26 protein-coding genes are annotated in these 26,359 nt (G+C 64.0%); 6 read left to right on the forward strand and 20 right to left on the reverse strand.

All coding sequences use genetic code 11. The features are described from left to right. Nucleotides 1-378 precede the first annotated feature (378 nt). The 6 genes from arfB to ileS form a co-directional block, all read right to left on the reverse strand. Nucleotides 379-798 carry an alternative ribosome rescue aminoacyl-tRNA hydrolase ArfB gene (gene arfB / locus ACZYOF_RS30555; RefSeq protein WP_130584171.1) on the reverse strand — a complete coding sequence of 140 codons (420 nt, stop codon included), beginning with the start codon at nucleotides 796-798 and terminating at the stop codon, nucleotides 379-381. 201 nt (nucleotides 799-999) lie between these two features. Beyond that, nucleotides 1,000-2,364 carry a M16 family metallopeptidase gene (locus ACZYOF_RS30560; RefSeq protein WP_463718102.1) on the reverse strand — a complete coding sequence of 455 codons (1,365 nt, stop codon included), beginning with the start codon at nucleotides 2,362-2,364 and terminating at the stop codon, nucleotides 1,000-1,002. 59 nt (nucleotides 2,365-2,423) lie between these two features. Beyond that, on the reverse strand, nucleotides 2,424-3,812 hold the full coding sequence (locus ACZYOF_RS30565; RefSeq protein ID WP_463718093.1) for a M16 family metallopeptidase: 1,389 nt from the start codon (nucleotides 3,810-3,812) through the stop codon (nucleotides 2,424-2,426). A 103-nt stretch (nucleotides 3,813-3,915) separates the two neighbouring features. After that, nucleotides 3,916-4,641, reverse strand: a complete 726-nt coding sequence (locus ACZYOF_RS30570) for a hypothetical protein (protein ID WP_394567821.1) — start codon at nucleotides 4,639-4,641, stop codon at nucleotides 3,916-3,918. Between the two features lie 101 nt (nucleotides 4,642-4,742). Next, complete coding sequence (lspA, locus tag ACZYOF_RS30575; RefSeq protein WP_130583086.1) at nucleotides 4,743-5,240, reverse strand: signal peptidase II; 498 nt, start codon at nucleotides 5,238-5,240, stop codon at nucleotides 4,743-4,745. A 9-nt stretch (nucleotides 5,241-5,249) separates the two neighbouring features. After that, nucleotides 5,250-8,249 (reverse strand): isoleucine--tRNA ligase, encoded by a 3,000-nt coding sequence (gene ileS / locus ACZYOF_RS30580; RefSeq protein WP_394567819.1) that lies wholly within the window; start codon nucleotides 8,247-8,249, stop codon nucleotides 5,250-5,252. Nucleotides 8,250-8,583: 334 nt separating this feature from the next. Here ileS and ACZYOF_RS30585 point away from each other — a divergent pair, with 334 nt between their 5' ends. Both ACZYOF_RS30585 and ACZYOF_RS30590 read left to right on the forward strand, forming a co-directional pair. Further along, nucleotides 8,584-8,844 (forward strand): antitoxin Xre/MbcA/ParS toxin-binding domain-containing protein, encoded by a 261-nt coding sequence (locus tag ACZYOF_RS30585; protein ID WP_463718094.1) that lies wholly within the window; start codon nucleotides 8,584-8,586, stop codon nucleotides 8,842-8,844. 9 nt (nucleotides 8,845-8,853) lie between these two features. Continuing rightward, on the forward strand, nucleotides 8,854-9,288 hold the full coding sequence (locus tag ACZYOF_RS30590) for an RES family NAD+ phosphorylase (RefSeq protein ID WP_463718095.1): 435 nt from the start codon (nucleotides 8,854-8,856) through the stop codon (nucleotides 9,286-9,288). Nucleotides 9,289-9,309: 21 nt separating this feature from the next. On the opposite strand, the gene ACZYOF_RS30595 is transcribed toward ACZYOF_RS30590, so the two are convergent. Both ACZYOF_RS30595 and ACZYOF_RS30600 read right to left on the reverse strand, forming a co-directional pair. Further along, a complete protein-coding gene (locus ACZYOF_RS30595) occupies nucleotides 9,310-9,861 on the reverse strand; it encodes a sugar O-acetyltransferase (protein ID WP_394567818.1) in 552 nt (183 codons plus the stop codon). Next, nucleotides 9,858-10,829 carry a bifunctional riboflavin kinase/FAD synthetase gene (locus ACZYOF_RS30600; RefSeq protein WP_463718096.1) on the reverse strand — a complete coding sequence of 324 codons (972 nt, stop codon included), beginning with the start codon at nucleotides 10,827-10,829 and terminating at the stop codon, nucleotides 9,858-9,860. Before ACZYOF_RS30600 ends, ACZYOF_RS30595 begins: the two co-directional genes overlap by 4 nt. Before the next feature lie 357 nt (nucleotides 10,830-11,186). Between ACZYOF_RS30600 and ACZYOF_RS30605 the strand changes: the two genes are divergently transcribed. Continuing rightward, nucleotides 11,187-11,582: a response regulator gene (locus ACZYOF_RS30605; RefSeq protein ID WP_100419632.1), complete on the forward strand. Its 396-nt coding sequence runs from the start codon at nucleotides 11,187-11,189 to the stop codon at nucleotides 11,580-11,582. A gap of 144 nt (nucleotides 11,583-11,726) precedes the next feature. On the opposite strand, the gene ACZYOF_RS30610 is transcribed toward ACZYOF_RS30605, so the two are convergent. From ACZYOF_RS30610 to uvrC, 8 genes are all read right to left on the reverse strand, one after another. Then, nucleotides 11,727-12,581, reverse strand: coding sequence for a TIGR01459 family HAD-type hydrolase (locus ACZYOF_RS30610; RefSeq protein WP_463718097.1), 855 nt, complete (start codon nucleotides 12,579-12,581; stop codon nucleotides 11,727-11,729). A 15-nt stretch (nucleotides 12,582-12,596) separates the two neighbouring features. Beyond that, entirely contained in the window at nucleotides 12,597-14,081 is a 1,485-nt protein-coding gene (locus ACZYOF_RS30615; RefSeq protein ID WP_394567816.1) for an EAL domain-containing protein, read from the reverse strand. Between the two features lie 1,154 nt (nucleotides 14,082-15,235). After that, complete coding sequence (gene aptA / locus ACZYOF_RS30620; protein WP_394567823.1) at nucleotides 15,236-16,582, reverse strand: omega-aminotransferase AptA; 1,347 nt, start codon at nucleotides 16,580-16,582, stop codon at nucleotides 15,236-15,238. Nucleotides 16,583-16,735: 153 nt separating this feature from the next. Then, nucleotides 16,736-17,707 carry a 50S ribosomal protein L3 N(5)-glutamine methyltransferase gene (gene prmB / locus ACZYOF_RS30625; RefSeq protein WP_463718098.1) on the reverse strand — a complete coding sequence of 324 codons (972 nt, stop codon included), beginning with the start codon at nucleotides 17,705-17,707 and terminating at the stop codon, nucleotides 16,736-16,738. Further along, nucleotides 17,707-18,174, reverse strand: a complete 468-nt coding sequence (locus ACZYOF_RS30630) for a molybdenum cofactor biosynthesis protein MoaE (RefSeq protein WP_130582675.1) — start codon at nucleotides 18,172-18,174, stop codon at nucleotides 17,707-17,709. Before ACZYOF_RS30630 ends, prmB begins: the two co-directional genes overlap by 1 nt. 8 nt (nucleotides 18,175-18,182) lie before the next feature. Continuing rightward, nucleotides 18,183-18,434 carry a molybdopterin converting factor subunit 1 gene (gene moaD / locus ACZYOF_RS30635; RefSeq protein WP_130582676.1) on the reverse strand — a complete coding sequence of 84 codons (252 nt, stop codon included), beginning with the start codon at nucleotides 18,432-18,434 and terminating at the stop codon, nucleotides 18,183-18,185. Further along, complete coding sequence (pgsA, locus tag ACZYOF_RS30640; RefSeq protein WP_027581164.1) at nucleotides 18,431-19,045, reverse strand: CDP-diacylglycerol--glycerol-3-phosphate 3-phosphatidyltransferase; 615 nt, start codon at nucleotides 19,043-19,045, stop codon at nucleotides 18,431-18,433. Before pgsA ends, moaD begins: the two co-directional genes overlap by 4 nt. 89 nt (nucleotides 19,046-19,134) lie before the next feature. Continuing rightward, the gene (uvrC, locus tag ACZYOF_RS30645) at nucleotides 19,135-21,216 is read right to left on the reverse strand and encodes an excinuclease ABC subunit UvrC (RefSeq protein ID WP_463718099.1); all 2,082 of its coding nucleotides are present in this window, start codon (nucleotides 21,214-21,216) and stop codon (nucleotides 19,135-19,137) included. A 225-nt stretch (nucleotides 21,217-21,441) separates the two neighbouring features. Between uvrC and ACZYOF_RS30650 the strand changes: the two genes are divergently transcribed. Continuing rightward, nucleotides 21,442-22,056: an outer membrane protein gene (locus ACZYOF_RS30650; protein WP_282530252.1), complete on the forward strand. Its 615-nt coding sequence runs from the start codon at nucleotides 21,442-21,444 to the stop codon at nucleotides 22,054-22,056. A gap of 279 nt (nucleotides 22,057-22,335) precedes the next feature. Here the strand turns inward: ACZYOF_RS30650 and ACZYOF_RS30655 are convergent, their stop codons facing one another. The 4 genes from ACZYOF_RS30655 to ACZYOF_RS30670 form a co-directional block, all read right to left on the reverse strand. Further along, complete coding sequence (locus ACZYOF_RS30655) at nucleotides 22,336-22,551, reverse strand: cold-shock protein (protein WP_027581161.1); 216 nt, start codon at nucleotides 22,549-22,551, stop codon at nucleotides 22,336-22,338. Nucleotides 22,552-22,810: 259 nt separating this feature from the next. After that, complete coding sequence (locus tag ACZYOF_RS30660; RefSeq protein ID WP_463718100.1) at nucleotides 22,811-23,671, reverse strand: 23S rRNA (adenine(2030)-N(6))-methyltransferase RlmJ; 861 nt, start codon at nucleotides 23,669-23,671, stop codon at nucleotides 22,811-22,813. A gap of 163 nt (nucleotides 23,672-23,834) precedes the next feature. Continuing rightward, entirely contained in the window at nucleotides 23,835-24,518 is a 684-nt protein-coding gene (locus ACZYOF_RS30665; protein ID WP_463718101.1) for a ribonuclease T2 family protein, read from the reverse strand. A 118-nt stretch (nucleotides 24,519-24,636) separates the two neighbouring features. Next, on the reverse strand, nucleotides 24,637-25,107 hold the full coding sequence (locus ACZYOF_RS30670; protein ID WP_130582681.1) for a hypothetical protein: 471 nt from the start codon (nucleotides 25,105-25,107) through the stop codon (nucleotides 24,637-24,639). A gap of 170 nt (nucleotides 25,108-25,277) precedes the next feature. Here ACZYOF_RS30670 and ACZYOF_RS30675 point away from each other — a divergent pair, with 170 nt between their 5' ends. Further along, entirely contained in the window at nucleotides 25,278-25,568 is a 291-nt protein-coding gene (locus tag ACZYOF_RS30675) for a hypothetical protein (RefSeq protein ID WP_130582682.1), read from the forward strand. A gap of 26 nt (nucleotides 25,569-25,594) precedes the next feature. Continuing rightward, a complete protein-coding gene (locus ACZYOF_RS30680; protein ID WP_282530250.1) occupies nucleotides 25,595-26,134 on the forward strand; it encodes a DUF3617 domain-containing protein in 540 nt (179 codons plus the stop codon). The last annotated feature ends 225 nt before the right edge of the window (nucleotides 26,135-26,359 follow it).

The raw sequence follows: 26,359 nt of genomic DNA on the forward strand, positions 1-26,359 counted from the left end.
TTACCAGGTTGCGGGGCTGCTGCGCAGCAGCCCCGCAACCTGGCCCTAACCCATCAACCCGCCCTGCCGCCTCAAGCGCCGGGCTCCTGTCCCTGATTATCCTGTCTCACTACAGGGGTGCAGTTCATCACAATCCGGCGACAACTGTCCCGGGTTACGCGTTCCGCTCCACCCGGGCTACAAGCTTCACCTCTCCCGCTTGCGGGAGAGGCATAGGCCGCCTTCGGCGGCCGTTCTTAAGGACGCCGAAGCGAAGCTTCGGCTACGGCGTAGCGCCGGGTGGGGGCTCTCTCCACTCGGGGAGTCCCAATGCGGAGACACCCTCACCCCAGCCTTCTCCCGCAAGCGGGAGAGGGAGCTACATCCATGCGTTTGGCATCAATCCTCGAACCCTCGCGCGCCGCGCCGTGCCTTGACGTCACCGCGGCGCTTCTTGCCTTCCAGGCGGCGATGCTTGGAGCCGAGCGTCGGCTTGGTCGGCCGGCGCGGCGTCGGTCGCACCATGGCCTCGCGGAGCAGCTCAAGCAGGCGCTCGATTGCGTCGGCGCGGTTGCGCTCCTGGGTGCGGAAGCGCTGGGCGTGGATCACGATCACGCCCTCCTTGGTCATGCGCTGGCCAGCCAATCGGACCAGCCGCGCCCGGACATCCTCGGCGAGCGCGATTCTGCTGGTCTCGAACCGTAGCTGCGCCGCTGTCGCCAGCTTGTTGACGTTCTGCCCGCCCGGACCCGAGGCGCGCACGAATCCGATCTCGATATCGTTCTCATCAATGGAGAGGTCGCGGGCAACCCGCAGCATGGCATCACCGGTGGTCGGGCAGGAATCGTCCGCCGCACCATAGCGGGTTTCGCGCCCGCTCCGCGAGCACAGACCCTCATCCTGAGGAGCCTGTAGCCCGGGTGGAGCGGAACGCCTAACCCGGGACACCTGTGTCCGCACTGCGAGCGGTCCCCGGGTTACGCTGGCGCTTCACCCGGGCTACGGCACTACGACACTCACTCAGTTCGGCGCGGACGGCTTCGCGGCTGACGGGGCGGCGGCCGGTGGGCTCGCGGCCGGCGGCGTCGCGGCTGACGGCGCGCTCACCGGTTGGGCCGCGGCCTGCGGGGTGCGGCCGACGACGACTGTGAGCAGGCCCTGGCCCCAGAGCCGCTGCGACACCTTGCGGGCGTCGTCCAGCGTCACCGCGTCGACGATGGCGTTGCGCTTCTCGATGTAGTCGATCGGCAGCTTGTCGGTCTGATACTGCAGCATCGCCTGCGCGAGCTTCGACGAGGTATCAAGCGCCAGCATCTGCGAACCCTTCAGGTACGACTTGGCTTCGTCGAGCTCCTTCTGGGTCGGGCCTTCCTCGGCCATGCGGCGGACTTCCTTCTCGATCGCGTCCACCGTTTCGCCGGCGCGATCGGCGCGGGTGCCGGTATTGCCGATGAACAGCGAGGAGTGCTCCATCCAGACCAGCGCTCCATAGACGGAATAAGCCAGCCCACGCTTCTCGCGCACTTCGCGGTAAAGCCGCGAGGACAATCCGCCGCCGCCGAGGATGTGGTTGACGACGTAGCCCGGCATGAAATCCGGCTCGTGGCGGCGGATGCCGGGGCCGCCGAAGGTCACGACCGTTTGCGGCACGTCGAGCGGAATGAGGGCGCGCTGCGGCGGCTTGGCCGCGACGATGTCGGCGACCGGCGTCAGCGTGGCCTTGGCCGGCAGCCCGCCAAAGGTCTTGTCGAGCAATTTGCCGAGCGTGTCCGGATCGACATCGCCGACCACGGCGACCTTGAGCGTGTCCTTGGCGAGCACGCGGCGGACATAGTCCTTGAGCTCGGCGATCTCGATCGTCGGCACGCTCTCGAGCGTGCCCTGGGCCCCCCGGCCGTAGGGATGGTCGCCGAACGCAACTTCGAGGAATTTACGGCCTGCAAGCGAGCTCGGGTTGGTGGATTCGCGGCGCAGGTTGGAGAGCACCTGCGCGCGGATGCGCTCGACATCGGGCGCCTCGAAGCGCGGCGAGGTCAGTGCTGAGCGCAACAGGTCGAAGGCCTCGTCCTTGTTGTCCTTGAGCATGCGCAGCGAGCCGCGGAAATTGTCGCGCTGCGAGGAAAAACTCAATTCGATGGCGCGGCGATCGAGCCGCTCATGAAAGGTCTTGGAATCGAGATCGCCGGAACCTTCGTCGAGCAGGTCGCCGACCAGATTGCCGACGCCGGGCTTGGCGGCGGGATCCTGGCTGGCGCCGCCGCCGAAGGCATATTCCATCGCAATCAGCGGCACGGTCGAATCCTGAACGAACCAGGCCTCGATGCCGCCGGGCGATACAAGACGCTGGATCTTGGTTGCGGCCCGCGACGGGCGCGACGCGAGCATCGTCGTCAGCGCGAGCGCGCTGCCGCCGACGAGGACCGAACGCCGAGTGAGAGAATAGGTCACGAGCGCTTCTCCTCGCGTTTGGGCGCAGTATCCTTGATCAAGTAACCGGTCACCGAACGTTTCTTGTCCAGCCAGTTTTGCGCGGCCTCGCGGACCTGTTCGGCGGTGACAGCGCGGATGCGCTCGGGCCAGCTCCTGATATCGTCGACGCTCAAACCCGTGGTGAGCGCGCCGCCATACCAGCGTGCCAGCATCGCCTGATTATCCTGCGCGTAGATCGATTCCGCGATCAACTGGGTCTTGACGCGTTCGAGGTCCTCGGCGCGCGGCGGGTTCCGCGCGATATCGGCAATGACCTTGTCGATGGCGTCCTCGATCTGCGCGAAGTCGACGCCGGGCTTCGGCGTTGCGGCGATGACGAACTGCGAGGGGTCGAGCGCAGTGCCCTGGTAATTGGCGCCGGTCGAGATCGCGAGCTGACGGTCGATCACCAGCGAGCGGTAGAGATAGGAATTGGCGCCGCCGCCCATCAGTTGCGCGAGCACGTCGAGCGCGGGGCTTTCGCCCACCGCGGCGGTGGCGGCCGACGGGACCAGGTAGTAGCGGCGCATGGTCGGCTGTTCGACGCGCGGATCGGCCAGCGTCACCGTGCGCGGGGAGACCGGTATCGGCTCCTGCGGGCGCAGCCGTTTTGCGGGGATCGAGGGCTGCGACGGGATGTCGGCGAAATTCTTCTCCACCATCGAGCGGATCTCGCTCGCCTCGACGTCGCCGGCGATGATCAGGATCGCGTTGTTCGGCGCATAGAAGCGCTTGTAGAAGGCGAGCGCGTCCTCGCGGCCGAGCTTTTCGATCTCCTGGTGCCAGCCGATCACCGGACGGCCATAGGGATGATTGAGATAGAGCGCCGCCATGATCTGCTCGGTGAGCCGCGCATCCGGATTGTTGGCGACGCGCATGTTGTATTCTTCCAGCACGACGTCGCGCTCCGGCAGCACGTTCTCGTCCTGCAGGATCAGGCCGGTCATCCGGTCGGCCTCGAATTCCATCATCTTGCCGAGCTGCTCGCGCGGCACGCGCTGGAAATAGCCGGTGTAGTCGGTGGAGGTGAAGGCGTTCTCATTGCCGCCGACCCTGAGCACAGTCTGCGAGAATTCGCCGGCCGGATGCTTGGCCGTTCCCTTGAACATCAGGTGTTCGAGGAAATGCGCCAATCCCGATTTGCCGGGGGTCTCGTCGGCGGAGCCGACCCTGTACCACATCATCTGCGTCACAACCGGGGTGCGGTGATCGGGGATCACCACCACCTGCAGGCCGTTGTGCAGCGTGAAGCTGGCAGGGCGTTCCGAGGTGACCGTGGTCTGGGCAATGGCGCTGGAGGCGGAGAGGGAGGCCGTCGAAAGCAATCCGGCAAGAAGCGAAACCACGAGGCGGTGCTGGGACATCAGGACCTATCTAAAAAACCCGGAGCAACATTGCCCCGGGTATGCCGGCATCATATGGCGCGCGCAAAGCCGCCAACCTCACGAACGCGAGAGACGAGGTTAATTAATCGCCATACTTGCCCTGCGACGGGTTGTATTCCTTGTTGAGCGATTCCTTCGGGCCGGTGCCATAGGCGAAATTCGGCGATGGCGTCTGGTAGCCGGGCGGAGGCTGGGTCAGGGATTCCCGGGTCGGCTCGCTCTTGAAGGTGGCCGTCTCCGTCTTGCTGCCGCCGAACAGGCCGCTGAAGCCGCCCTCATAGCCGAGCTGTGACGGCGAGAGAATCGCGTTGGCGCCGGGGTTGCCGCCGGGCTGGTCGACCGACTCGCCGCCGCTGGACTTTTTGTCGCTCTTCTGAGCGAGCTCGCTCGGCGACAGGATGCGGCTGGCTTCGCGCGGATCCTTGTTGGTGTTCTTCCGCGCCGCGATTGCCGCCTTGCGGCGCGCCTCGTCGGGATCCTTCGGCCAGTTCGGCACCTTGGCCTCGGCGGAAGCTGCCGGCGCGGGCAGGTTGAGGTTGGGGGGCACGACCAGCGGCGACCGCTCGCGATAGTCGATGCCGCGGTTTTCCATGTTGGTGCCGCCGAGGCCCTTCATGACGCCTTCGATGACCTTCTCCTCGAAGGTCTTGTCGTCCTCGTCGTCCCCATCATCGCCGGCCCGTACGGGACCTGCGGCCATTACGAGGCCGATGCCGAGCGCGACCGCGGCGAGCCGCAATCCGTGCTTCAGCGCTTTCCAGGCAGTCGAGGTATCGGCTTGTGGAGCGTTGGCTTCAGTGTGGCGCATCGCGCTCTTCCCCACTCTTTAAATTCGCTAGGGCGGTCACCGGCTTAGGCACGGTTCCGCCCATGAAATCCTACCCGCTTGCAAAGCCGTATCGGCCGCGATCAGGGCGCTTTTGCGGCGGGTACCCCCAGAAAAGAATCATACAATAGTGCAGCTACCCCAGCAACGATGGCCACGTCCGCGAGGTTAAAGACGTACCAATTGAGGGTTTTTTCCCCGATCTGGATGTGAAACAGGGCGAAATCGACCACCGCCCCATAGGCGAAGCGGTCGATGGCGTTGCCGATCGCGCCGCCGATGATCAGCCCGAGCGCAATTGTCGCAAGCAGGGTACGCGAGTACGCCATCCAGATCGCCAGCGCCACCACCGCGATCGCCTTGACCGCCATCAGCAGGAGCTGGGCCGTCGGGCTGTTGCTCTGGAACCAGCCGAAGCTGATCCCGACGTTCCAGGCCAGCACCAGGTCAAAGAACGGCGTCACCTTCACCACGCTGCGCCGGGGAAGGTCGAACACGAACAGGAGCCAGAGCTTCGACGCCTGGTCGAGGATCAGCGTGGTGACCGCCGCGATGATGCCGGCGCGCAGGGGAGGGGTCATGCGGTCAAGTTACACGGCAACCCCGAGCGCCTTCCACTCCCGCAACGCCTGCGCGTCGCGCGGGGAGACGTCGGGATATTCGGCGTCCACGCCGACGGTGGGCAGGATCTTCCACGACCGCGCGCATTTGCGCCCGACTGCCTTCTCGACCACCACCGCAACGCCCGGCACCTCGTTGAGGCGGAATGCATGCTCCGGCGCGTCCTGGTTGGTCACCATCGCGTTCGAGGTGATGCAGACTTCCGCAAGGTCGACGTTGAACAGCGTATCGAGCATCTCCTGGTCGGAGACGTAGACCAGCGGCGAGGCTTCCAGCGACGAGCCGATGTTCTTGGCGGCACGCTCGATCTCGAGCGCGCCGGTGACGACGCGCCTGATGTCGCGGACGGTTTCCCATTTCGTGGCCAGGCGCTCGTCGCGGAATTTCTCCAGCCCCTCCGGGAACAGCGTCAGGTGCACGGAAGGTTCCGCATCGGGCCTGTACATCCGCCACGCCTCGTCGGCGGTGAAGCTCAACACCGGCGCCAGCCATTTCAGGATCGCATCGCAGATCATGTCGATCACGGTCAGCGCCGCCTTCCGCGCGATCGAGGACGGCGGGTCGCAATAGAGCGTGTCCTTGCGGATGTCGAAATAGAACGCCGACAATTCCGTATTCATGAACGCGGCAAGGCTTGCGACCACGGTCTTGTAGTCGAATTCGGCGTAGGCCTTGCGGATGATCGCGGCCTGGCCGGCAAGCTCATGCAGCATCAGCCGCTCGAGCTCGGGCATCTCGCCATAGGCAACCTTCTCGCTCGGCTTGAAGTGATGCAGCGTGCCGAGCATCCAGCGCACCGTGTTGCGCAGCTTGCGATAGGTCTCGATGGTGTTCTTCAGGATTTCCGGGCCGATGCGCTGGTCGTCGGAATAGTCGGTCGCGCAGACCCACAGACGCAGGATGTCGGCGCCGGAATCCTTGATCACCTTCTGCGGCTCGACGGTGTTGCCGAGCGATTTCGACATCTTGCGGCCGTTCTCGTCCAGCGTGAAACCGTGGGTCAGCACGACGTCATACGGCGCGCGGCCGCGGGTGCCGCAGCTCTCGAGCAGCGAGGAATGAAACCAGCCGCGATGCTGGTCGCTTCCTTCCAGATACATCACGGTGTCGTTGCCGCCGTCGATCTTGCGCTTGATGCCGGCAAGGCCCGGGAAGTGCACGGGGTCTTCCAGCACGAAGGCGTGCGTCGAGCCGGAATCGAACCAGACGTCGAGGATGTCGTCGACTTTCTTCCAGTCCTCATTGGCGAGCTGTCCGAGGAAGCGCTCGCGCGCGCCATCGGCGTACCAGGCGTCGGCGCCTTCCTGCTCGAAGGCGTCAGCGATGCGCTGGTTGACCGCCTCGTCGCGCAGGATCTCGGCCGAGCCGTCGCCTTTCTCGCGCACAAACACCGCGATCGGAACGCCCCAGGCGCGCTGGCGCGAGATCACCCAGTCGGGACGGTTGGCGATCATGCCGTTGATGCGGTTCTGGCCCGCCGGCGGCACCCATTGCGTCACCGAGATCGCCTGCAGCGCGCGGGCGCGCAGCGTGTCGCCGGGCTTTGCCTTGCCATCGTCCGCGATCGGCTTGTCCATCGCGATGAACCATTGCGGCGTGTTGCGGAAGATCACCGGTTTCTTCGAGCGCCAGGAGTGCGGATACTGATGTTTCAGCCGCCCACGCGCGAGCAGCATGCCGCGCTCGATCAGCGCCGCGATCACGGCCTCGTTGGCGTCGCCCTTCTGGCCCTCGTCGTTGATCACGCGCTTGCCTTCGAAGCCGGGGGCTTGATGAGTGAAGGCGCCGTTCTCGTCGACGGTATAGGGGATCGCGGTGTTGATGCCGCGCGCATCGAGCTCGCGCGTATTCGCTGTCCAGACATCGAAGTCTTCGCGGCCGTGGCTCGGCGCGGTATGCACGAAGCCGGTGCCGGTATCGTCGGTGACGTGATCGCCCGCAAGCAGAGGGACCGTGAATTCGTAGCCGCCGGCGAGGCCCTTGAGGGGATGCGCGGTTTCCACCGCATCGAGCGTATCGCCCGGCAGATCGCGCACCTTCTCGTAAGCGGTGACGCGCGCCTGCTTGAACACGCTTTCCGCGAGCGCATCTGCGAGGATCAGGAGATCACCCGTCTTCGCCCAATTGTCGACGGGCGCATCGGTGACCTCATAGAGGCCATAGGCGATCTTCGGCGAGAAGCTGATGGCGCGGTTGCCGGGCAGCGTCCATGGCGTCGTGGTCCAGATCACGACGCTCGCCTTCGCCAGCACGCCATGCGCGGGCGAGGTGACCGGGAATTTCACCCACACCGTATCGGAGGTGTAGTCCTCGTACTCGACTTCGGCCTCCGCCAGCGCGGTCTTCTCCACCACGCTCCACATCACCGGCTTGGAGCCGCGATAGAGCGTGCCGTTGGCCGCGAACTTCATCAATTCGCGCGCGATCTGGGCCTCCGCGGGATAGGTCATCGTCTCATAGGGATGATCCCAGTCGCCGATCACGCCCAGCCGCTTGAACTCCTGCCGCTGCACGTTGATCCAGTGCGTCGCGTAGGCGCGGCACTCTTTCCGGAACGCCACCATCGCCGCCGAGTCGCGGAAATCCGGCTTCTGCTTGCCCTTGGAGCGGTAGTTCTCCTCCTCGATCTTCCACTCGATCGGCAGGCCGTGACAGTCCCAGCCCGGCACGTAGTTGGAATCGAAGCCCAGCATCTGCTGGCTCTTGGTCACCACGTCCTTCAGGATCTTGTTCAGCGCGTGCCCGATATGGATGTTGCCATTGGCATAGGGCGGGCCGTCATGCAGCACGAACTTGGTGCGCCCTTTCGCGGATTGGCGCAGTTTGTCGTAGAGGTCGATCTCGTTCCAATATTTCAGGATTTCCGGCTCGCGCTGGGGCAGGCCGGCGCGCATCGGGAATTCGGTCTGCGGCAGGAACAGGGTCTTGGAATAGTCTTTGGCGTCGGACTTTTGCGGCTTTTCGGACATCGGACCAGGTTTGACTAGGATGGGCGCGTTTAGCGATCTATCGCGGGAGGAACATGAAAATCCCGGTCTCGCGCCGAGCCTTGAGAGCTCAGGCGGAAGCCGGGCCGCTAATGCCGATGATGCGCCGTATCAACATGGGGCCTTCCATAGCAGCCGGGAGGGGAAATCGCAAAGGCGGGCGAGGAGATGGTCCCGATGCGCTTGTGGTTTTTTCCAAAGATACTAATCTATTGATTATTGGAGGGAATTCATGAGCGCCCAACCGCTGGCCGAGGCATATGAGAGGCTGAAGGAGCTTCGCCGACAGGGCGATTCCAACGGCGATATCGATTCCATGCTGCAATCGATGCGCGACGACGTGGCAGCGCAGAGCCTCGTCGAGCCGACGCTTGCGCCCGAGGGCCTCGTCAGGGCAATCGAAATCAAGACGCTCGCTGATCGTGTTTTCGGCGATCAAAAGAAAGCGATTACTTGGTTGAAGCGTCCGAATGCCACGTTGTCAGGTCAAAGGCCGATCGACCTCCTCAAGGACGAACTTGGCACGGCTGTCGTCCGCGAAATGCTCGAACGGATAGATCACGGAATCTTTGCCTGAGCCCACGACATGGAGCTTTGGCGGATATCGAACTACCCGGATCTTTCGGGAATTGGCGGCCTGAGGGCTAGCGGCCGGTGGCATTCGCAGGGCAGACCTGTCGTTTACCTTGCGGATCATCCGTCGACCGCGTTACTTGAGATGCTGGTCCATATGGATCGCGACCTCATTCCAGCCAGCTATCAACTCCTCCGCGTGAAGCTTCCGCCGGACATCGCGACTGAAGTGGTCGCTGACCTACCCGATGATTGGCGATCTCAGACGATGATCACCCGCGACATCGGCGATCGCTGGCTTGACGGTTCCTCGAGCGCGTTGTTGCAAGTGCCGTCGGCGATCAGCCAAGGCCAGAACTTTCTCCTCAATCCTGCACATCGAGACGCGGCCAAGGTTAGCGTGGCCGAGATTGTTCAGGCTCCGTTCGATTCCCGCCTTCTCGGGTAGCCGGTCGCTCCGAGCAACTCATCACGGACGGGGCCGGGCCGGGTTTCCGGTGACAATTTGGCCCGCGGCGACGTCGCGCGTGACCACGCTGCCGGCGCCGATCACCGCGTCGTCGCCGATCGAGACGCCCGGCAGGATGATGGCACCGCCTCCGATCCAGACATCGCGGCCGATCCGCACCGGTCGGCCGAATTCGAGGCCGGTGCGCCGGGTCTCGGCATCGCGCGGATGGTCGGCGGCATAGATCTGCACCGCGGGCCCGATCTGGGTGCGGTCGCCGATAACGACCTCGACGATGTCGAGAATGACGCAGTTGAAATTGAGGAAGACCTCCTCGCCCACATGAATGTTGTAGCCGTAGTCGCAGAAGAACGGCGGACGGATCACCGCGCCTTTGGCGACACGGCCGAAATGTTCCGACAATAGCGCATGCCGTTCCGATGCCGGCGCGGCCAGAGCGGCGTTGTAGCGCGCGAGCCAGGCCTTGTTGGCGGCTGCATCGGCCTGAAGTTCCGGATCACCCGGACGATACAATTCGCCCGCCAGCATCTTCTGTTTTTCGGTCTTGCTCAATCGATCGCTCCGAGTTTCGGGAATGCCTCAGGGGCGGCGGCGAGTTGCGTCTTGGCGCGGGCGCTGTCGTCGTCCATCTGTCGGATCAACGCTTCAATGTTGTCGAATTTCAGCTCATCGCGGATGAAGCCGATGAAGGCGACGTCGAGCAAATTGCCGTAGAGATCGCCCTTGAAGTCGAACAGGAACACTTCAAGCAATGGCGCGCCATTGTCGAAAGTCGGGCGGCGGCCAAAACTGGCGACGCCGTCGATGCGTTCCGAATCACGTCCGACGCGCACCGCATAGATGCCGTGCTTCAGGCCGCAATTCTTGTCGAGGCGGATGTTGGCGGTTGGATAGCCGAGGTCGCGGCCGCGCTTCTCGCCATGGATCACCTCGCCGGTGACGAACCAGGGACTGCCCAGCATCGCGGTGGCGTCCGCGATCTGGCCTTCCGCGAGCGCCATGCGGATGGCGCTGGAGGAAACCGGCCGCTCCTCGATATCGACATGCGCCTGGACATCGATCTCGATGCCGAGCCGCGGCGCCTCGGCGACCAGGAGGCTCGGCGAGCCGACGCGGCCCTTGCCGAAATGGAAGTCGTAGCCGACCGCGATCCCGCTGATGCCGAGACGTTCGATCAGGTCATGGTGGATGAAATCCTGCGCGCTGGTGCCGGCGCGGTTCTTGTCGAAGGTCATCACCACGGCGCCGGCAAGCCCGGTGCCTGCGAGCAGGCGCAGCTTGTTGGTTTCGTCGGTCAGGCGGAATTGCGGTGTATTCGGGCTGAAAAAGCTGCGCGGATGCGGCTCGAACGTCAGCGCCAGCGCAGGTTTCCCATGCGCCTTGCCCATTTGCAGGGCGGCCTCGATCACGGCGCGGTGGCCGAGATGGACGCCATCAAAATTGCCCATCGCCACCACGGCCCCTCTCGGGATCGCGCTCTGGGGGGTGTTGTCGCGGATAACGGTAAAACGAGTGGTCATTTTGGGTGCGATTCTTCAGGAATTCTTAAGCGCCGACGAGAGCATGATCCGGACCCGGACGGCTGCGTTAGCGCAAAGTGGAGGCCGGGTTTCAGAAAAGATCATGCTCAAACAAAGAGATGAGATCATGATCCGCTTCCTTCCAATCGGGTCATGATCGCGTGCGGCCGGACCGTGGCTTGCCGGGACTATCGAAGTCAAGCGGGCGAAAATCGGATCAAAACGGACACAATCCGCCCCAAGCCGGTTAACGCGCTGTTTAACGCATGATGCTACTGCTTCGGGCGAGGAATGCGGGTCGCACAGGCCTGTCGGTTTTTTCGCGCAAGCGTCAGTCGCGTGTTTGGGGGAGAGAAGATGGCGGTTGATTTGTCCATGTCGGTTCTGGTGGTTGACGACTACAGCACCATGATCCGCATCATCCGGAATCTTCTGAAACAACTCGGTTTCGAGAACATCGACGACGCGTCCGATGGCTCCGCGGCGCTGAACAAGATGCGCGGCAAGAAATATGGTCTCGTGATCTCCGACTGGAACATGGAGCCGATGACCGGCTACGACCTGCTCAAGGAAGTCCGCGCCGATCCCAACCTCGCCACCACGCCCTTCATCATGATCACGGCGGAATCCAAGACCGAGAACGTGATCGCGGCCAAGAAGGCCGGCGTGAACAATTACATCGTCAAGCCGTTCAACGCAGCGACGCTGAAGACCAAGATCGAGGCGGTCTTCCCGGACATGGCAACGGCGTAAACGCCGAACGCCGCTCCATCAGTTTCGTCATGCCCGGGCTTGTCCCGGGCATCCACGCCTTTGGGGCAGCGACTGCGGAGACGCGTGGATGGCCGGGTCAAGCCCGGCCATGACGGCGGAGAGGGGGCGCGCCCTCCCAACCAATTACCACCTCAACTCCCGGATCAGCGCCTTCGGCGGGTGGCCGAACAGCTCCGTCACCGAGGTCGGGTCGAGCTGGTCGACACCTTCGAACTCTTCGGAATGGATGCCGCGGGTCACGAACAGGCAGTCGATGCCAAAGCCCTTGGCTCCCGCAATGTCGGTGCGCACGGAATCGCCGATCGCCAGCACGCGATTGAGTTCGACCGGATGACCGCGACGTTCGGCCGCCAGCTGCATCGCGCGCTCGTAGATCGGCTGGTGCGGCTTGCCGTAGAAGATCGATTCGCCGCCAAGCTCGCGATACAGCTCGGCGATCGCGCCCGCGCAATAGATCAGCCGGTCGCCGCGTTCGACCACGATATCGGGATTGGCGCAGATCAGTGAAAGCTTGCGTTCGCGCGCCTTCAGGAGCATTGCGCGATAGTCTTCCGGAGTCTCGGTCTCGTCGTCGAACAGGCCGGTGCAGATGATGTAATCGGCCTGCTCCAGCGGCGTCAGCGGCGCATCGAGCCCGCGGTGGATCGAGGAGTCGCGCTCCGGGCCGACCCAGTGGATCTTCTTGCCGGGATGCTCGGCGACGAAATGCCGGGTCAGGTCCCCGGACGAGACGATCGCATCATAGGTCTCGTCGGCCACACCCAATTTGCGCAATTGACGCTGCACCGAGTCGGCCGGCCGTGGCGCGTTGGTGATGAGGATGACGGTGCCGCCCTGCTGGCGGAACGTATGCAGTGCCTCGCAGGCCTCGGGAAACGACTCGAGCCCATTATGCACCACGCCCCAGACGTCGGAGAGCACCACCTCGACGTCGCCAACGACGTCGCGCAACCGCTCGACAAAGTGAAGTGAGGTCATGGCAGCGCGCGCCGCCTAGCCCGGGCCTGCGATGCGGCGCGCCAGCGCGGCATTGCCGGTAATCCGCTGCGAAGGGTCGATGGCGGGGTTATTCTGGGGGACGGGAGTGCTGGCGCCATTGGCTTCCTGCGGCTTGGGCGGCGAGGCCCCGGCGGTAGCAGATGCGCCTTCGGGCCGCAACGGCCGCGGCGGGGCGAACAGGAACCCCTGGCCGAACCGTACGTCGTAGTCGAGCAGGTCGACGACGGCGCGCTCGCCCTCGATCTTCTCGGCGATCAGGTCGATGCCATAGCGGCCGAGCAGGTCGGACAGGTCTGAGGGGTGAATGTCCGAGGTCGAGCTCTGCCTGGGATCCAGCAGCAATGCCGCCGGCACCTTGATGAAGCGTACGCCGCGGTCGGCGAGCTCGCGCGGCTCGAAACGGAGGTCGCTGACGTTGTCGATCGAGAAGCGGTAGCCGCGCTGCGACAGCGCGGCGAGATGCTCGCTCTCGGTCGGGCCGAGATTGCGGAAGGTCGACTGCTTGAATTCGAGCACGAAGGATGGCGCCAGCGCGCGATTGGCTTCGAGGAAATCCAGGCACTGGGTGAAATTGACGGTGTTGCCGAGCGTCGTTGCGGAGACGTTGCAGAACACGCCGACATCCTTGTTGCGGACCATCAGCCGGCGCAGCACTTGCACGCAGCGCAACATCACCATGTGGTCGATGCGCCCGATCAGGCCGCCGGTTTCTGCTGCGCCGATGAAATCGTCGGCGGCGACGATCTGGTCGCGCTCGTCGCGCAGCCGCGTCACCGCCTCGTAGTAGCGCACCTTTCGCTGCGGCAGCGTCACCATCGGCTGCAGGTAGATGTCGAGCCGGTTGGCGTCGATCGCATTCTTGATGGCCGTGACGAGCGGAGTCTGGCTGCGTGAGGTCGCAATGGCCTCCGCCGGGGCTGATACCGCCGGTGCCGGTGCTGCGAAAACCTGTGGGGCCGTCGTCGACGCGGCGGCCCTCCACACGGCGCCGGCTACAGGAGCTGAAGCGGCAGCGCGTGGCTCCGGTTCCGGCTCCACGACGGGCCTGCTCGAAGGCGCGTTCGCAGCGGTCGTAGTTGCCAGCATGTCTTCATGGCTGGCGACGGAGGCCGCAAGCTGCTTGACCAGATTGCCGAGCTCGTTGATTTCGCCGACCACGGCCTGCAGGCGATCGGCGCTGGCGGAATTCGCCGACACCACGCGGCCCTCGACGGCGGCGAGCCTGCGGCCGAATTCGGCGACCTGGCGGGCGAGGTCGGCGGTGCCGCGGGAGAGGTCCGCAATCTGGCCGCCGACGTCGGAGCGGTCGCGCAGCCGCATCGACACGGCGTTGTAGAGGATCAGGAAGGTCAACGCGGTCAGCGCCACGATGGCCGATTCGGTTCCGCTGATGCCAGCCACCGAATAGAGCACAAGGCCGAGCGAGGCCGCGACCAGAACCATGCAGATGGCGATGAAGATCGTCGAAATGCGAATCATGTCGCGCGCGTTACGCCCTCAAGTTTGGCTGTCCACCTCGGCTGTCCCACCCGGGAAAACACGGGCCTCTTTGGCGCGGTCTTGTCTGCGCTCCCCCAAGCGGGACCACTGTACCATCAAGTTTGATTCGGCAGGCAAGTGTTCTTTGGAGGACTTAAGACACCGCTGGCCCAAGCGTGTCGGCCGCCGAGACTCGCTCCGCGGTCATTCCGGGGCGTCCGAAGGACGAACCCGGAATCCATCGAGCCGCAGGCGCAAGCGGATGAATGGATTCCGGGCTCGACGCCTTGCGTCGCCCCGGAATGACGGGAGAAAGTTCGCCAGCAATTTCAACCTGATTTGCCTCGTCCAGTCCTTTGCGCAAAAACATTCCGCTTAACCCGTCGGGCAAATCAGTGATTTAACTCCGCGCGTCTCACCCAGATGAGGGGCGGCTCGCGATCGTCACGAACGTTGCGGTGAGATGCGGTGGACGTGAAGCGCGTGACTGACGAGCACATGCATCACGGACGGCGAAGTCGTGTGGTCCTGGCGCCCCGACGCTGGCGCTAAGTTTTTTGCGCGAAACAAGTTCGCGCGAGAGATGACGGTGGCAAAAGAGCCCGGTCACCGGGGAGAGCACGAAGGAAACCGTTAAAACCACTGCGCAGGGAAAGCCGGAATGCTTCGGTTGAACCTGTGGTCCTACCCCCGTGCTTTTTGTTGCACGGGACCCATGGGTGCAACCGGCACCCGGCTTTCCCTGCGCCCTCTGATATCGAGGAGGGCGAAACGAGACGCAAAGCTCGGGCAATCCATGCCGCGAGAATGCGGTCTCACATCCTCTCACCACTACTCCACCGTCATGCCCGCGAAGGCGGGCATCCAGTATCCGGCAGCCTCTCGGCTCAAGCACTGCTGTCTCTGGAATACTGGATCGTCCGCCTTCGCGGACGATGACAGCGGAAGGCTGTTTGACAATTGAATCAGAACTCGGCCCGTCATTGCGAGAGCGGCCACTCCAATCCATCTCCTCACCCTGAGGAGACCGCGCAGCGGTCGTCTCGAAGGGCGAGGCCACCGGCGGGGCCTTATCCTTCGCCCGGCGATGCGTAGCATCGTCCGGAGACGCGCGTTCCGCGCTCCTCAGGATGAGGGTCCAGCAAAACCGCGCGCTACGCCACCGCGCGGATGATCTTGCCGACCTTGTCGACGATCTCGCCGATCTGGTCCTCGCTGACGATCAAGGGCGGCGTCAGGCACAGCGAGTCGCCGGCGATCCGCAGCATCAGGTCGTTGTCGTGGAAGGCGCTGTTGAGTGCGGCGAAGCCGCGCTTGCCGGGGCCATCCGCGATCGGGGCGAGATCGATGCCGGCGGTGAGGCCGACGGTGCGGATATCGACCACGTTCGGCTGGTCGCGCAGCGACATCACGGCGTCGGCGAATTTCGACTCGAGCTTGCTCGCGCGTTCGAACAGCTTCTCCTCGCGATAGATATCGAGCGTCGCGAGGCCGGCGGCGCAGGCCAGCGGATGGGCCGAATAGGTGTAGCCATGGGTCAGCTCGACGACGTGCTCGGGCCCATTCATGAAGGCGTCGTGGATGGCGCCGCGCACGATCACGCCGCCCATTGGAGCCGCGCCATTGGTGATGCCCTTGGCGAAGGTGATCATGTCGGGCGTCACGCCATAGCGCTCCGCGGCGAAGGCAAAGCCGAGCCGACCGTAGCCGGTGATGACCTCGTCGAAGATCAGGAGGATGCCATGCTTCTCGGTGATCTCGCGCAGCCGCTTCAGATAGCCCTTCGGCGCCGGCAGCACGCCGGTCGAGCCGGCCATCGGCTCGACGATCACGGCAGCAATCGTGTTGGCGCCGTGCAGGTTGACGAGGCGCTCGAGTTCGTCGGCGAAATGCACGCCATAGTCCGGCTCGCCCTTGGTGAAGGCCTGCTTCTCGCGGTCATAGGTCGCCGACAGATGATCGACGCCGGTGAGCAGCGAGCCGAACAGCTTGCGGTTGCCGACGATGCCGCCGACCGAGGTGCCGCCGAAGCCGACGCCGTGATAGCCGCGCTCGCGGCCGATCAGGCGGATGCGGCTGCCCTGGCCGCTGATCTGATGATAGGCCAGCGCGATCTTCAGCGCGGTGTCGGCCGCTTCCGAGCCCGAATTGCAGAAGAACACGTTGTCGAGTCCCTCGGGCGCCAGATCGGCGATGCGGCTGGCGAGCTCGAAGGATTGCGGGATGCCGAACTGGAACGGCGGCGCGTAGTCCATCGCCGCCGCCTGTTTGGCGATCGCTTCCGAAATCTGGGTCCGGCCATGGCCGGCATTGCAGCACCACATGCCGGCGGCGGCGTCGATGATCTGGCGGCCATCGACGGTGAAATAGTGCATGTCCTTGGAGCCGGCGAGCAGCCGCGGCTGCTTCTTGAAGGCGCGGTTGGCGGTGAACGGCATCCAATGCGCGGCGAGATCGTTGGGAACGTTGACGGCGGCGGGGCGGGGGCTCTTGTCCAGCATGGGGGCCTCGTTGATGGCGGTGAGCTGATTTGCCTTGAAAGTATCAGCTTCGCTGCCCCACGTGAACGGCGTGAGCTGCGATATTTCCGCCGCGTTGCACTGCGTCACACGGCATCTTCGAGCGTAGCGGGCACCAGCTCGCGTGAAAGAGCGTCAAACCGACGAGAGATCGGTTGCGCCAATCCAGAACACTTCGCCCTCGGAATCCTTGGTATCGAGCCAGAGCAGCGGCAATTGCGGATAGGCGGCTTCCAGGACCTCGCGGCCGCGGCCGATCTCGCAGAGCAGTCCGCCCTCCGCACTCAGATGCTGAGGGGCCTCGTCGAGGATGCGCCTGACAATGTCGAGCCCGTCGGCGCCGCCGTCGAAGGCGAGCTTCGGCTCGGCGCGGCATTCCCGCGGCAGCGAGGCCATGCCGAGCGCATCGACATAGGGCGGATTGGAGATGATGAGGTCGTAACGCCTGTCCTTGAGCGGCTCGAACAGGTTGCCCTGGTGCAGCGTGAGCCGATCCTCGAGTCCGTAATCCCTGATATTGCGCGCGGCGACCGCCAGCGCGTCCTTCGAGAGGTCGACCGCGTCGATGTCGGCATTCGGGAAGCTGCGGCTGGCGAGGATCGCAAGGCATCCGGAGCCGGTGCAGAGGTCGAGCACGGTCACGACGGACAAGGGATCGTCGATCAGCGAGCCGCCTTCCTCGTCGCCGCCGAAATGCGAATCCAGGAGTTCGCCGATGAAGGAGCGCGGCACGATGGTGCGCTCGTCGACATAGAAGGGCAGGCCGCGCATGTAGATCTTGTTGACGAGATAGGCGGCCGGCTTCCGCGTCGCGATGCGGCGCTCGATCAGATCGAGGATCTGGCTACCCTCATGCGCGGTGACGCGCGCGCCGGCAAACTGATCGAACTGGTCGGGATGCAGGTGCAGGGTTTCGCAGACCAGGAAAGCAGCCTCCGCCACCGGATCGGTGGTGCCGTGCGCGAACACGAGCTTTGCCTCGGTGAAGCGGCTCACCGCATAGCGGACGAAATCGAGCAGGGTCTTGAGCTCGCCCGCTGCGACTTTCGGGGATTTCGGTACAGATCGGCCGCGCTTGGCGGCGGCCGGCGTGGGACGCTTGGCCATCAGGATTTGGTCCAGCGCGCGGCCGCCGCGTCATCATGGTCGCGCGCCTCGATCCAGCTCGATCCCCGCGCGCTTTCCTCGCGCTTCCAGAATGGCGCGCTGGATTTGAGGTAATCCATCAGGAATTCGGCGGCCTGGAACGCGGCCTGCCGGTGCTGCGATGCCGTCACCACCAGCACGATGTTCTCGCCCGGCGTGATGCGGCCGACGCGGTGAATGACGGTAAGACCTGATAGCGGCCAGCGCGACATCGCTTCCTCGGCATGGCGCCTGATTTCGGCTTCCGCCATGCCGGGATAGTGCTCCAGCGTCAGCGCCGCGATCGGCTCGCCATTCTCGCTGCCACGGCAGATGCCACTGAAGCTGACGACGGCGCCGATATCGGTGCGGCCCTTGCCGATCGCGGCAATCTCCTGCGCGATGTCGAAATCGGCGTCCTGGATGCGGATGGTCGCAATCGCGGTCATGTGGTGGCTCAGCCGCCCGTCATCGGCGGAAAGAATGCGATCTCGCGCGCGCCCGATATCACGGCATCCTGCTTGACATGGGCATGGTCGATCGCGGCACGGATCACCTTCGGCTTCTCAAAGGCATAGGCGGAGGCCTCGTCGCGCCCGGCGAGCCAGTCGATCAGCTCACCGACGGTACGGATATCGGCCGGCGGCTCGATGGTCTCCTCGGCCCTGCCGATGCGTTCGCGGACCCAGGCGAAATACTTCACCTTCATCCCTCATCCTCCTTGATGAGATGGTGGATGCCGGCGCGGAAATAATCGTAGCCGGTATAGATCGTGACGATCGCGGAGATCCACAGCAAGGCCAGCCCGATCAGGGTGACCACCGGGACCACCTGGTCGCCGGCCTCGCCCGCCAGCAGGAAGCCGATCGCGACAAGCTGCACCGTGGTCTTCCATTTGGCGAGCTTGGTCACGGGGACGCTGACGCGCAGGCCAGCCAGATATTCACGCAGGCCCGACACCAGGATCTCGCGGCAGAGGATCACGATCGCGGCCCATAGCGACCAGCCGTGGATGATGCCGTCCGCGGCCAGCATCAGCAGGCAGGAGGCCACCAAAAGCTTGTCGGCGATCGGGTCCAGCATCCGGCCGAACGCCGATTGCTGGTTCCAGATCCGGGCATAATAGCCGTCGAGGTAATCGGTGATGCCGGCGGCAATGAAGATCGCGACCGCCACCCAGCGCAGCCAGAGCGGGCCGTCCATGATCGCCTGCACATAGATGCAGCCGACCACCACCGGGATGGCGGCGATGCGGGCGTAGGTCAGGATATTCGGGAGGGACAGGGTCTTGGGCTGCCCCCTTGTGGTCGCCATGTTCATCCGTCTTACCAATACCGCTGAAGCGTCGAGGTCAACCGTGGGCGCATAAGATGGTCCGCTGCAGGCGACGCCTTGATGACTCCATCTCTTTAGCCCCCCGGCTGGGCGTGGAAAAACTCGAAGATCTTCCGCGCGCTCTCGGCGCTGACGCCGGGAACCTTGCCGAGGTCGGCGATCGAGGCGCGCTCGATCTCCTTCAACGTTCCGAAATGATGCAGCAGCGCGCGTTTGCGTGAGGGGCCGATACCGGGAATTTCCTGCAAGCCGGCCTCGCGGATGTCCTTCTTGCGCAGCTTGCGATGCGAGCCGATCACGAAACGGTGCGCCTCGTCGCGCAGCCGCTGGATGAAATACAGCACGGGATCGCGGGGCTCTAGCTTGATGGCCTCGCGGCCGGGCATGAACAGCGTTTCGCGGCCGGCATCGCGGTCCGGCCCCTTGGCCACCGCCATCAGGGATACCTGGGTCAGTCCGAGCTGGTCGAAAATCTCGGTCGCCGCGTTCAACTGGCCCCGGCCGCCGTCGATGATGACGAGGTCGGGCCATTGCGGGAAGGAATCGTCGTCAGCCTTGACCTTGGGCGCTTCGCCCTCGGCAGGCTTCAGCAGCCGCTTGAACCGCCGTTCCAGCACCTCGCGCATCATCGCGTAGTCGTCGCCCGGGGTCAGCCCCTCGGACTTGATGTTGAACTTGCGGTACTGGTTCTTCATGAACCCGTCGGGACCCGCCACGATCATGGCGCCGACCGCGTTGGTGCCCTGGATGTGGCTGTTGTCGTAGACCTCGATGCGCTTCGGCGCCTGCGGCAGGCCAAGCGTCGTGGCCATGCCTTCGAGCAGCCGGCCCTGGGTCGCGGTGTCCGCAAGCTTGCGGCCGAGCGCCTCGCGCGCATTGGTCAGCGCATGGGTGACCAGCTCTTTCTTCTCGCCGCGCTTGGGGACCGAAACCTCGACCTTGCGCCCGGCCTTCACCGACAGCGCGTCGGCGAGCAGCGCGGCGTCCTCGACCTCGTGCGAGAGCAGGATGAGCTTCGGCGGTGGCTTGTCGTCGTAGAACTGCGCGAGGAACGAGGAGAGCACCTCCTCTGATGTGAACGACTTCTCCGCGCGCGGGAAATAGGCGCGGTTGCCCCAGTTCTGGCCGGTGCGGAAGAAGAACACCTCGACGCAGGAATAGCCGCCCTCCTGGTGGATGGCGAACACGTCGGCTTCCTCCACCGTGCGCGGGTTGATGCCCTGCTGCGACTGGATCGCCGACAGCGCGGCGAGGCGGTCGCGGTAAAGTGCGGCAGTCTCGAATTCGAGCTCGCCGGATGCCTTCTCCATCTCAGTGGCAAGCTCCTGCTTCACCGCATGGCTGCGGCCCGACAGAAACTCGGTCGCCTCGCGCACCAATTCGCCATAGCCGGGGAAGTCGATCTCGCCGGTGCAGGGGCCGGAGCAGCGGCGGATCTGGTAGAGCAGGCAGGGCCGGGTGCGGCTTTCGAAGAAGCCGTCGGTGCAGGAGCGGATCAGGAACGCGCGCTGCAGCGCCGTGATGGTGCGGTTGACGGCGCCGGCGGAGGCGAACGGGCCGAAATAGCGCCCGGGCCGCGTCTGCGCGCCGCGGTGCTTGAGGATCTGCGGCGCCCAATGGTCGCCGGTGATCAGGATGTAGGGAAACGATTTGTCGTCGCGAAGCTGCACGTTGAAGCGCGGTCGGAGCTGCTTGATGAGGTTGGCCTCCAGCAGCAGCGCCTCGGTCTCGGTGGTGGTCGAGACGATCTCGACATTCACCGTCGCCGCGATCATGCGCAGGATGCGCGCCGGCAGCGGCGCGTTGGGCCGGGCATAGGATGAAAGCCGTTTACGGACATTCTTCGCCTTGCCGACATAGAGCACGTCGTTGGCCGCATTGAGCATGCGGTAGACGCCCGGCGAGGTCGGGGCGAGCCGCACCGCATTCTCGATCGCGGCATGGCCGACCGCGAGCGTACCCTCGGCGACCGCCTCCGCTGGTTCCTCGGGAACCTCGGGCAGCCGCGCGTCCTCGTCCTCCTCCGTGGCCGACGTCGCCGGATCGACGTCGCCGGTGACGAGCGGGAGGTCCTGCGGCGGCAAATCGGGCTTTTGGCCGTGGCGCGTTTCCTTGGGCACGGACGCCTTCGGGTGGTCGGTAGAATCGTGATCCATGGGCCTAAACTAGGCGCTGCCGGACGCCATCGCCAGCATCGGGCTTCGAGGAAAAGCCCCGCGCCGGTAACACTCCATTAAGACTGATGGATGGGCGGTAACCGCTGTTAACAGGCCTTTAACGTAAAACTTTCGATAAATCTTCTCGAAAAACCAGTGAATTCCGTAACCATGCCGGCCTTCGCAACCGGCGGGTCACGGCTGTTGCGTTCTGGAGTGGTTGCGATGAAGCGGTTTGTCGTCTTGCGCCTGCTGGCGCTGTTGGTCGGGGGCTGGACGACGTCGTCAGCAGCGGCGGATTATCGTGGGCCCTATACCGTCAACCAGCCGCTCAACGCCTTGAGCTGGGCGGGGCCCTATCTCGGCGGCAATTTCGGCTATGCTTGGGGTGGCGTGGACAACAACCCGGCCAAGCCGTCGGGTTTCGCGGGCGGCGCGCAGATCGGCTACAACTGGACCAACGGCCCGTGGGTGTTCGGTGCCGAAGGCGACATCCAGGCCACTGGCGCGGAAGAAACCTTTGCGCCCTGGAAATTCTCCAATCCATGGTTCGGCACCATCCGCGGCCGCGGCGGCTACGCGTTCCAGAACGTGCTGTTCTACGCGACCGCCGGCCTTGCCTTCGGCGAATTGCGAGCCGAGACCTTCGGCCTGTCGGAGTCCCAGACCAATGTCGGCTGGACCGCCGGCCTTGGCGCCGAAATGGCCTTTGCGCCGAACTGGAGCGCCAAGCTCGAATATCTCTATGTCGATCTCGCCAGCAGCAACTTCATCATCACCGGCGCATCGAACGGCTACCATTTCGGCGTCATCCGTGCCGGCGTGAACTATCACTTCTAAAGCGTGATGACTTTTCTTCGAATCGTCATCCCGCTTTAGCTCTTTGTTTGAGCATGATCTTTTTCGGAAAACCGGTGCCCACTTTTCCGGATCATGCTCTAGCCAATCACTTCGAAGAATAAGAAAACGATCGACAACAACCTTCCGGCCGTCGCAGGCGGCCGGAATTTTTTTATGCCGAGCCGACGCGCAAGATCACGCGCATGCCTATGCGAGCGGGACGCCGCCCGGCAAATCCTTACCCGAGACTTCAGTCCGCTTCAGCGTGAGCGCGAAAGCTCACGATGAAATCACCAGATTGACCGCCTTGGGGCCTTTGCCCTTCTTGTCTGGTTCGACGTCGAACGTAATACGCTGTCCTTCGGTCAAATCCTTTAGTCCTGCGCGCTCGACAGCGGTGATGTGAACGAACACATCGCGGCCGCCGTCGTCAGGCTTGATGAAGCCGTAGCCGCGCTCTCCATTGAAGAATTTGACTGTCCCAGTCATGGCCATCGGGAAACTCCTCCCCCGCATTGCACCGCCGCTACGCGTAACTCACGTAGCGGGTGACCGGACATTCGCTGCCGGAAGCTTGGCCACCTCAGCGGACCCGTGTCACGCCACCGACCCGCCTGGATTTTTCTTCGGCCTTGTCACTCCGCCGCAACCATTCGCGGAAGCGGAACGTAAAGCCAGTCCTAACGTGACAAGCATAATACGGTTCCGGGCAAGTTGCCTATGGTCGAGTGGGAGTTTTCAGCAACGGCTTTGGTTAAGGTTTGGGCGTCTCCAGCCTGAATCGGCCGGCGCCGCCTTGGCCCAAGGGCTTTTCGAGCTCGGGCAGTATGATTCTGAGTTCGCCGGCAAGCGTCCAGGGCGGATTGACGATCAAAAGCCCGGTCGAGACCAGGCCGCTATCGGCTTCGCGGGGCGCGACGCTGAATTCGAGTCGCAGGCATTTGCCGGCCGGTGTGCTCTTGCCTGTCTCGGACGCGACATGCCGCGCAAGATCGTCGGTCACGCGACGGCTTTTGACCGGATACCACAGCAGATAGCTGCCGGTCGGCCATTTGGCGAACGCCTCGGAAAAGCCTTGCGCCAGCCGCTCGAACTCGTCCTTGGCCTCAAAAGGCGGATCGATCAGGACCACGCCGCGCCTTTCTTTCGGCGGGACGAAGGCCGGCAGCGCGGTCCAGCCATCGAGGTCGACCACCCGCGCCTGGGCGTCGCGGCGCAGCGCGTCGATCAGGCGTTTGCGCGCCTCAGGCGCGAGTTCACAGGCGGTGAGGCGATCCTGCGGCCTGAGCAGCGCCCGCGCGATCAGGGGCGAGCCCGGATAGGCCTTCAGTTCGCCCGGCGGGCTGAAAGCTCTCACAATGTCGAGATAAGGCAGTACCAGCGGCAGCGCTTCGTTCGAGAATCGCGCCTGCATCACCCGCGCGATTCCGGTCAGCCATTCGCCGCCGCGCCGCGCCTCGTCGGAGGTGAGATCATAGAGGCCGGCGCCGGCATGGGTGTCGATGACGCGGAGCGCCGCCGGCTTTTCCTGCAGATAGAGCAGGATTCGCACCAGCACGATGTGCTTGATGACGTCGGCAAAGCCGCCGGCGTGAAAGGCGTGACGGTAGTTCATGCCTGACGGTTACGACATCGCGCAGATGAAAGTAACCCAGCTCATGTTGGGCAAGTTGAAAGCACCGAACTTGGATGCGCAGCTTCACGTCGGAGATTCTCGAAATTCCCGATGCACAAACTGCATATTTGAGGTCTGGTCCTTCGGACTGGAATGACGAAGCCTAGCCACCCCGGATCGGCGGCATCACCACCTGGTCTCGGCGGCAGGCGCGGCGGTCGGTTTCCTCGCAGGCGCGGAACTGCATGTCCTTGCTCATGCAGATCCTGACCTCGCTGAGCCGCTTGCTGTCGCAGGTCACCGAGATTGCCGAACTGCTGAGGCCCGGATTGGACTTGATGAAGGCCTCTTCGATCTCGCCGGGTGCGACCGTCTTCGGCTCCGATAGTTGCAGGAATTCCTCAGGAATCTTCACCGCGGCGCGGGCCTTGCGGATGCTCTCGAAATAGGTGCGTGCCGAGAGGCCGGAGCAGGTGCCGTGCTTGTCCCATTCGTTGTAGATCAGCCCGGGCGCCGGCATCAGGTCGAGCATCGAGGTCATGACGTTGCGGGCGAGGCGTGGAGCGGGCCGCTGGCAATATTCCGGAAAGCCGCGCTCATATTGCGGCCAGAGGCCATGCACGACGAAGGAGTAGGGGCGTCCGCCGCATTGGACCTGCGCTCGCCTGCCATCGCCGCGCTCGGAGGCGGCTTCGCAGAACGACGGCGACCAGGACAGCGCAAGCACGTAGAAATCGAACTCGCCCGGCGCGTTTTGCCGGCGGTCCTGGGCACCGACCGGGCCGGTCACGGTTAAAAACGCAAGGACGGAAATCAGCAGCCGGGAAACCAAGGCCAATCGAAACATCAAGCACCCCTCACACTCGACCGCTGGCGAGCCTAGCAGGGAGATGGAACATTTCAAGAACAAAGTGTGGTGCGACGCATTGCTTGATTAACAAGCGCCGCCACGCCAGCCCTAAGGATCAGGGCCGGGCCGACTTGCAGGCGGGATTATAGGCCCAGTTGCGGTCCAGTCCGACCACGCACCATTCGACGCCCTGGCCGATGCTGGCAAAGCCGCCGTCCTCGATGATCGAGAAATGCACGGTGCGCACCTTGCCGTCGCTCAACATCGCGTCGCCCGAGCAATAGCGGCGCGGGATGTTGTCGGACTGCCAGGGACGGAAAGCAGTCTCATGGATCCGCGAATAGCCGGTGATCACCAGCGGGGAATTCCAGAACTGGCCCTCTTTTTCCTGGAACTGAGACGCAATGGTCGGCAGCGCTGCCTCGCAGGGGGCCACCCGTCCTTCATAGCTCGGCCCGAACAGCCAGAAGTTCAGCTCGAGCGGATTGGCGGCGTGCGCGGTCTGGGCGGACGCCAACAGGCCAAATAGCAGGCCGAATGCGGCGCAGAGGCCAGTTTTGGTCAAGGAACGAACAGAGTTGCACATGAGAATCCGCCGGATATCCAACGCGCGGGACGGTGCCGCGAAGCCCGGGCAAGGTCAAGTGCAACGCGGCAACACTGGCGGAGAACTCCGCAAATCTCCGGCCCACGATTCTTTTCACCGTCGCCGGCGCACTTTATGGTGTCGCCCAAGGATTTAAGGAGAGGTCTGCGATGCGAAGGATTCTGGCCGCTGGCATGGTTGCCGCAGGTGCAATGCTGGCCGTTGCACCGGCCCAGGCCGACTGGGTGCCCCCGTTCAAGGGCAACGATACCGGCGGCATTATCGCCTATTCGCTGGCAAGGCAGGCCGATGCCCGCCAGCTCGCGGTCGATCACTGCGCTTCCTACGGCAAGGTGGTGAAATTCCTCGCGGTGCAGCCCTATGAGGGTGGCTACGTCTCCTTCTCCTGCCGCTGGGTGCCTTGGAGCGCCGCCGAGCGGCCGCTGCGCACGCTTTATTGATCGCCGCCCGTTACCGGCATCGCCGCATGACACGACATTTCGTTCTGCTCGGATCGGCCATAGGCCTGGCTGCGCTGCTGCCGGGCGTGGCCGGCGCCGTCGATCTCCCTGTTCGCAAGGCGGGCCTGTGGGAGATGAAGATCGTGCGTACGGGCTCGACCATGCCCGAAATGACGATGCAGCATTGCACCGACGAGACCACCGACAAAGACATGAGCACGGCGGTCTCGCCGATGGCGAAGGATATCTGCTCCAAGCAGGATATCCAGAAGACGGCGACCGGCTATGTCAGCGATTCCGTGTGCGGCGTCGCCGGCGTCACGGTGACCTCGCATGCCGAGATCACCGGCGATTTCAACTCCGCCTACACCGTGAAGACGACCTCGCACGCCGATCGCGGCTCCGCCGGTGCGGCGCGCGATACCACCGGCACCATCGAGGCCAAATGGCTCGGTCCCTGCAAGGCGGATCAGAAGCCCGGCGACATCATCATGGCCGGCGGCATGAAGATGAACATCAAGGATATGGAAAAGCTGAAGGGCATGATCCCCAAGCTGCCGAAGTAGTTCTTGTCGTAGTGCGGACGGAGCGCGGCGCGTCCGATTTCAGCTCGGACCCAAGGTGCCAATTGTTGTGCCCTCTCCCCTTGTGGGAGAGGGCTGCTGGTCCTGACCGGCTACATGGGTAACAGAATAGACCGGCGACATGGGTAACAGGTCAACTGGTCGGCAAGGAGGACCTTGCCGATGGGGTGGAAGGAGACCTGTACCGTGGAAGAGCGGATGCGGTTT

The organism is Bradyrhizobium sp. LeoA1Lang (genome assembly GCF_055413685.1).

Bases quoted from the DNA above. Each gene is read 5' to 3' on its own strand.
- arfB (WP_130584171.1), bottom strand. From the start codon at position 798: ATGCTGCGGGTTGCCCGCGACCTCTCCATTGATGAGAACGATATCGAG.
- ACZYOF_RS30560 (WP_463718102.1), bottom strand. From the start codon at position 2,364: ATGCTCGCGTCGCGCCCGTCGCGGGCCGCAACCAAGATCCAGCGTCTT.
- ACZYOF_RS30565 (WP_463718093.1), bottom strand. From the start codon at position 3,812: ATGTCCCAGCACCGCCTCGTGGTTTCGCTTCTTGCCGGATTGCTTTCG.
- ACZYOF_RS30570 (WP_394567821.1), bottom strand. From the start codon at position 4,641: ATGCGCCACACTGAAGCCAACGCTCCACAAGCCGATACCTCGACTGCC.
- lspA (WP_130583086.1), bottom strand. From the start codon at position 5,240: ATGACCCCTCCCCTGCGCGCCGGCATCATCGCGGCGGTCACCACGCTG.
- ileS (WP_394567819.1), bottom strand. From the start codon at position 8,249: ATGTCCGAAAAGCCGCAAAAGTCCGACGCCAAAGACTATTCCAAGACC.
- ACZYOF_RS30585 (WP_463718094.1), top strand. From the start codon at position 8,584: ATGCTGCAATCGATGCGCGACGACGTGGCAGCGCAGAGCCTCGTCGAG.
- ACZYOF_RS30590 (WP_463718095.1), top strand. From the start codon at position 8,854: ATGGAGCTTTGGCGGATATCGAACTACCCGGATCTTTCGGGAATTGGC.
- ACZYOF_RS30600 (WP_463718096.1), bottom strand. From the start codon at position 10,829: ATGACCACTCGTTTTACCGTTATCCGCGACAACACCCCCCAGAGCGCG.
- ACZYOF_RS30605 (WP_100419632.1), top strand. From the start codon at position 11,187: ATGGCGGTTGATTTGTCCATGTCGGTTCTGGTGGTTGACGACTACAGC.
- ACZYOF_RS30610 (WP_463718097.1), bottom strand. From the start codon at position 12,581: ATGACCTCACTTCACTTTGTCGAGCGGTTGCGCGACGTCGTTGGCGAC.
- ACZYOF_RS30615 (WP_394567816.1), bottom strand. From the start codon at position 14,081: ATGATTCGCATTTCGACGATCTTCATCGCCATCTGCATGGTTCTGGTC.
- aptA (WP_394567823.1), bottom strand. From the start codon at position 16,582: ATGCTGGACAAGAGCCCCCGCCCCGCCGCCGTCAACGTTCCCAACGAT.
- prmB (WP_463718098.1), bottom strand. From the start codon at position 17,707: ATGGCCAAGCGTCCCACGCCGGCCGCCGCCAAGCGCGGCCGATCTGTA.
- ACZYOF_RS30630 (WP_130582675.1), bottom strand. From the start codon at position 18,174: ATGACCGCGATTGCGACCATCCGCATCCAGGACGCCGATTTCGACATC.
- moaD (WP_130582676.1), bottom strand. From the start codon at position 18,434: ATGAAGGTGAAGTATTTCGCCTGGGTCCGCGAACGCATCGGCAGGGCC.
- pgsA (WP_027581164.1), bottom strand. From the start codon at position 19,045: ATGAACATGGCGACCACAAGGGGGCAGCCCAAGACCCTGTCCCTCCCG.
- uvrC (WP_463718099.1), bottom strand. From the start codon at position 21,216: ATGGATCACGATTCTACCGACCACCCGAAGGCGTCCGTGCCCAAGGAA.
- ACZYOF_RS30650 (WP_282530252.1), top strand. From the start codon at position 21,442: ATGAAGCGGTTTGTCGTCTTGCGCCTGCTGGCGCTGTTGGTCGGGGGC.
- ACZYOF_RS30655 (WP_027581161.1), bottom strand. From the start codon at position 22,551: ATGGCCATGACTGGGACAGTCAAATTCTTCAATGGAGAGCGCGGCTAC.
- ACZYOF_RS30660 (WP_463718100.1), bottom strand. From the start codon at position 23,671: ATGAACTACCGTCACGCCTTTCACGCCGGCGGCTTTGCCGACGTCATC.
- ACZYOF_RS30665 (WP_463718101.1), bottom strand. From the start codon at position 24,518: ATGTTTCGATTGGCCTTGGTTTCCCGGCTGCTGATTTCCGTCCTTGCG.
- ACZYOF_RS30670 (WP_130582681.1), bottom strand. From the start codon at position 25,107: ATGTGCAACTCTGTTCGTTCCTTGACCAAAACTGGCCTCTGCGCCGCA.
- ACZYOF_RS30675 (WP_130582682.1), top strand. From the start codon at position 25,278: ATGCGAAGGATTCTGGCCGCTGGCATGGTTGCCGCAGGTGCAATGCTG.
- ACZYOF_RS30680 (WP_282530250.1), top strand. From the start codon at position 25,595: ATGACACGACATTTCGTTCTGCTCGGATCGGCCATAGGCCTGGCTGCG.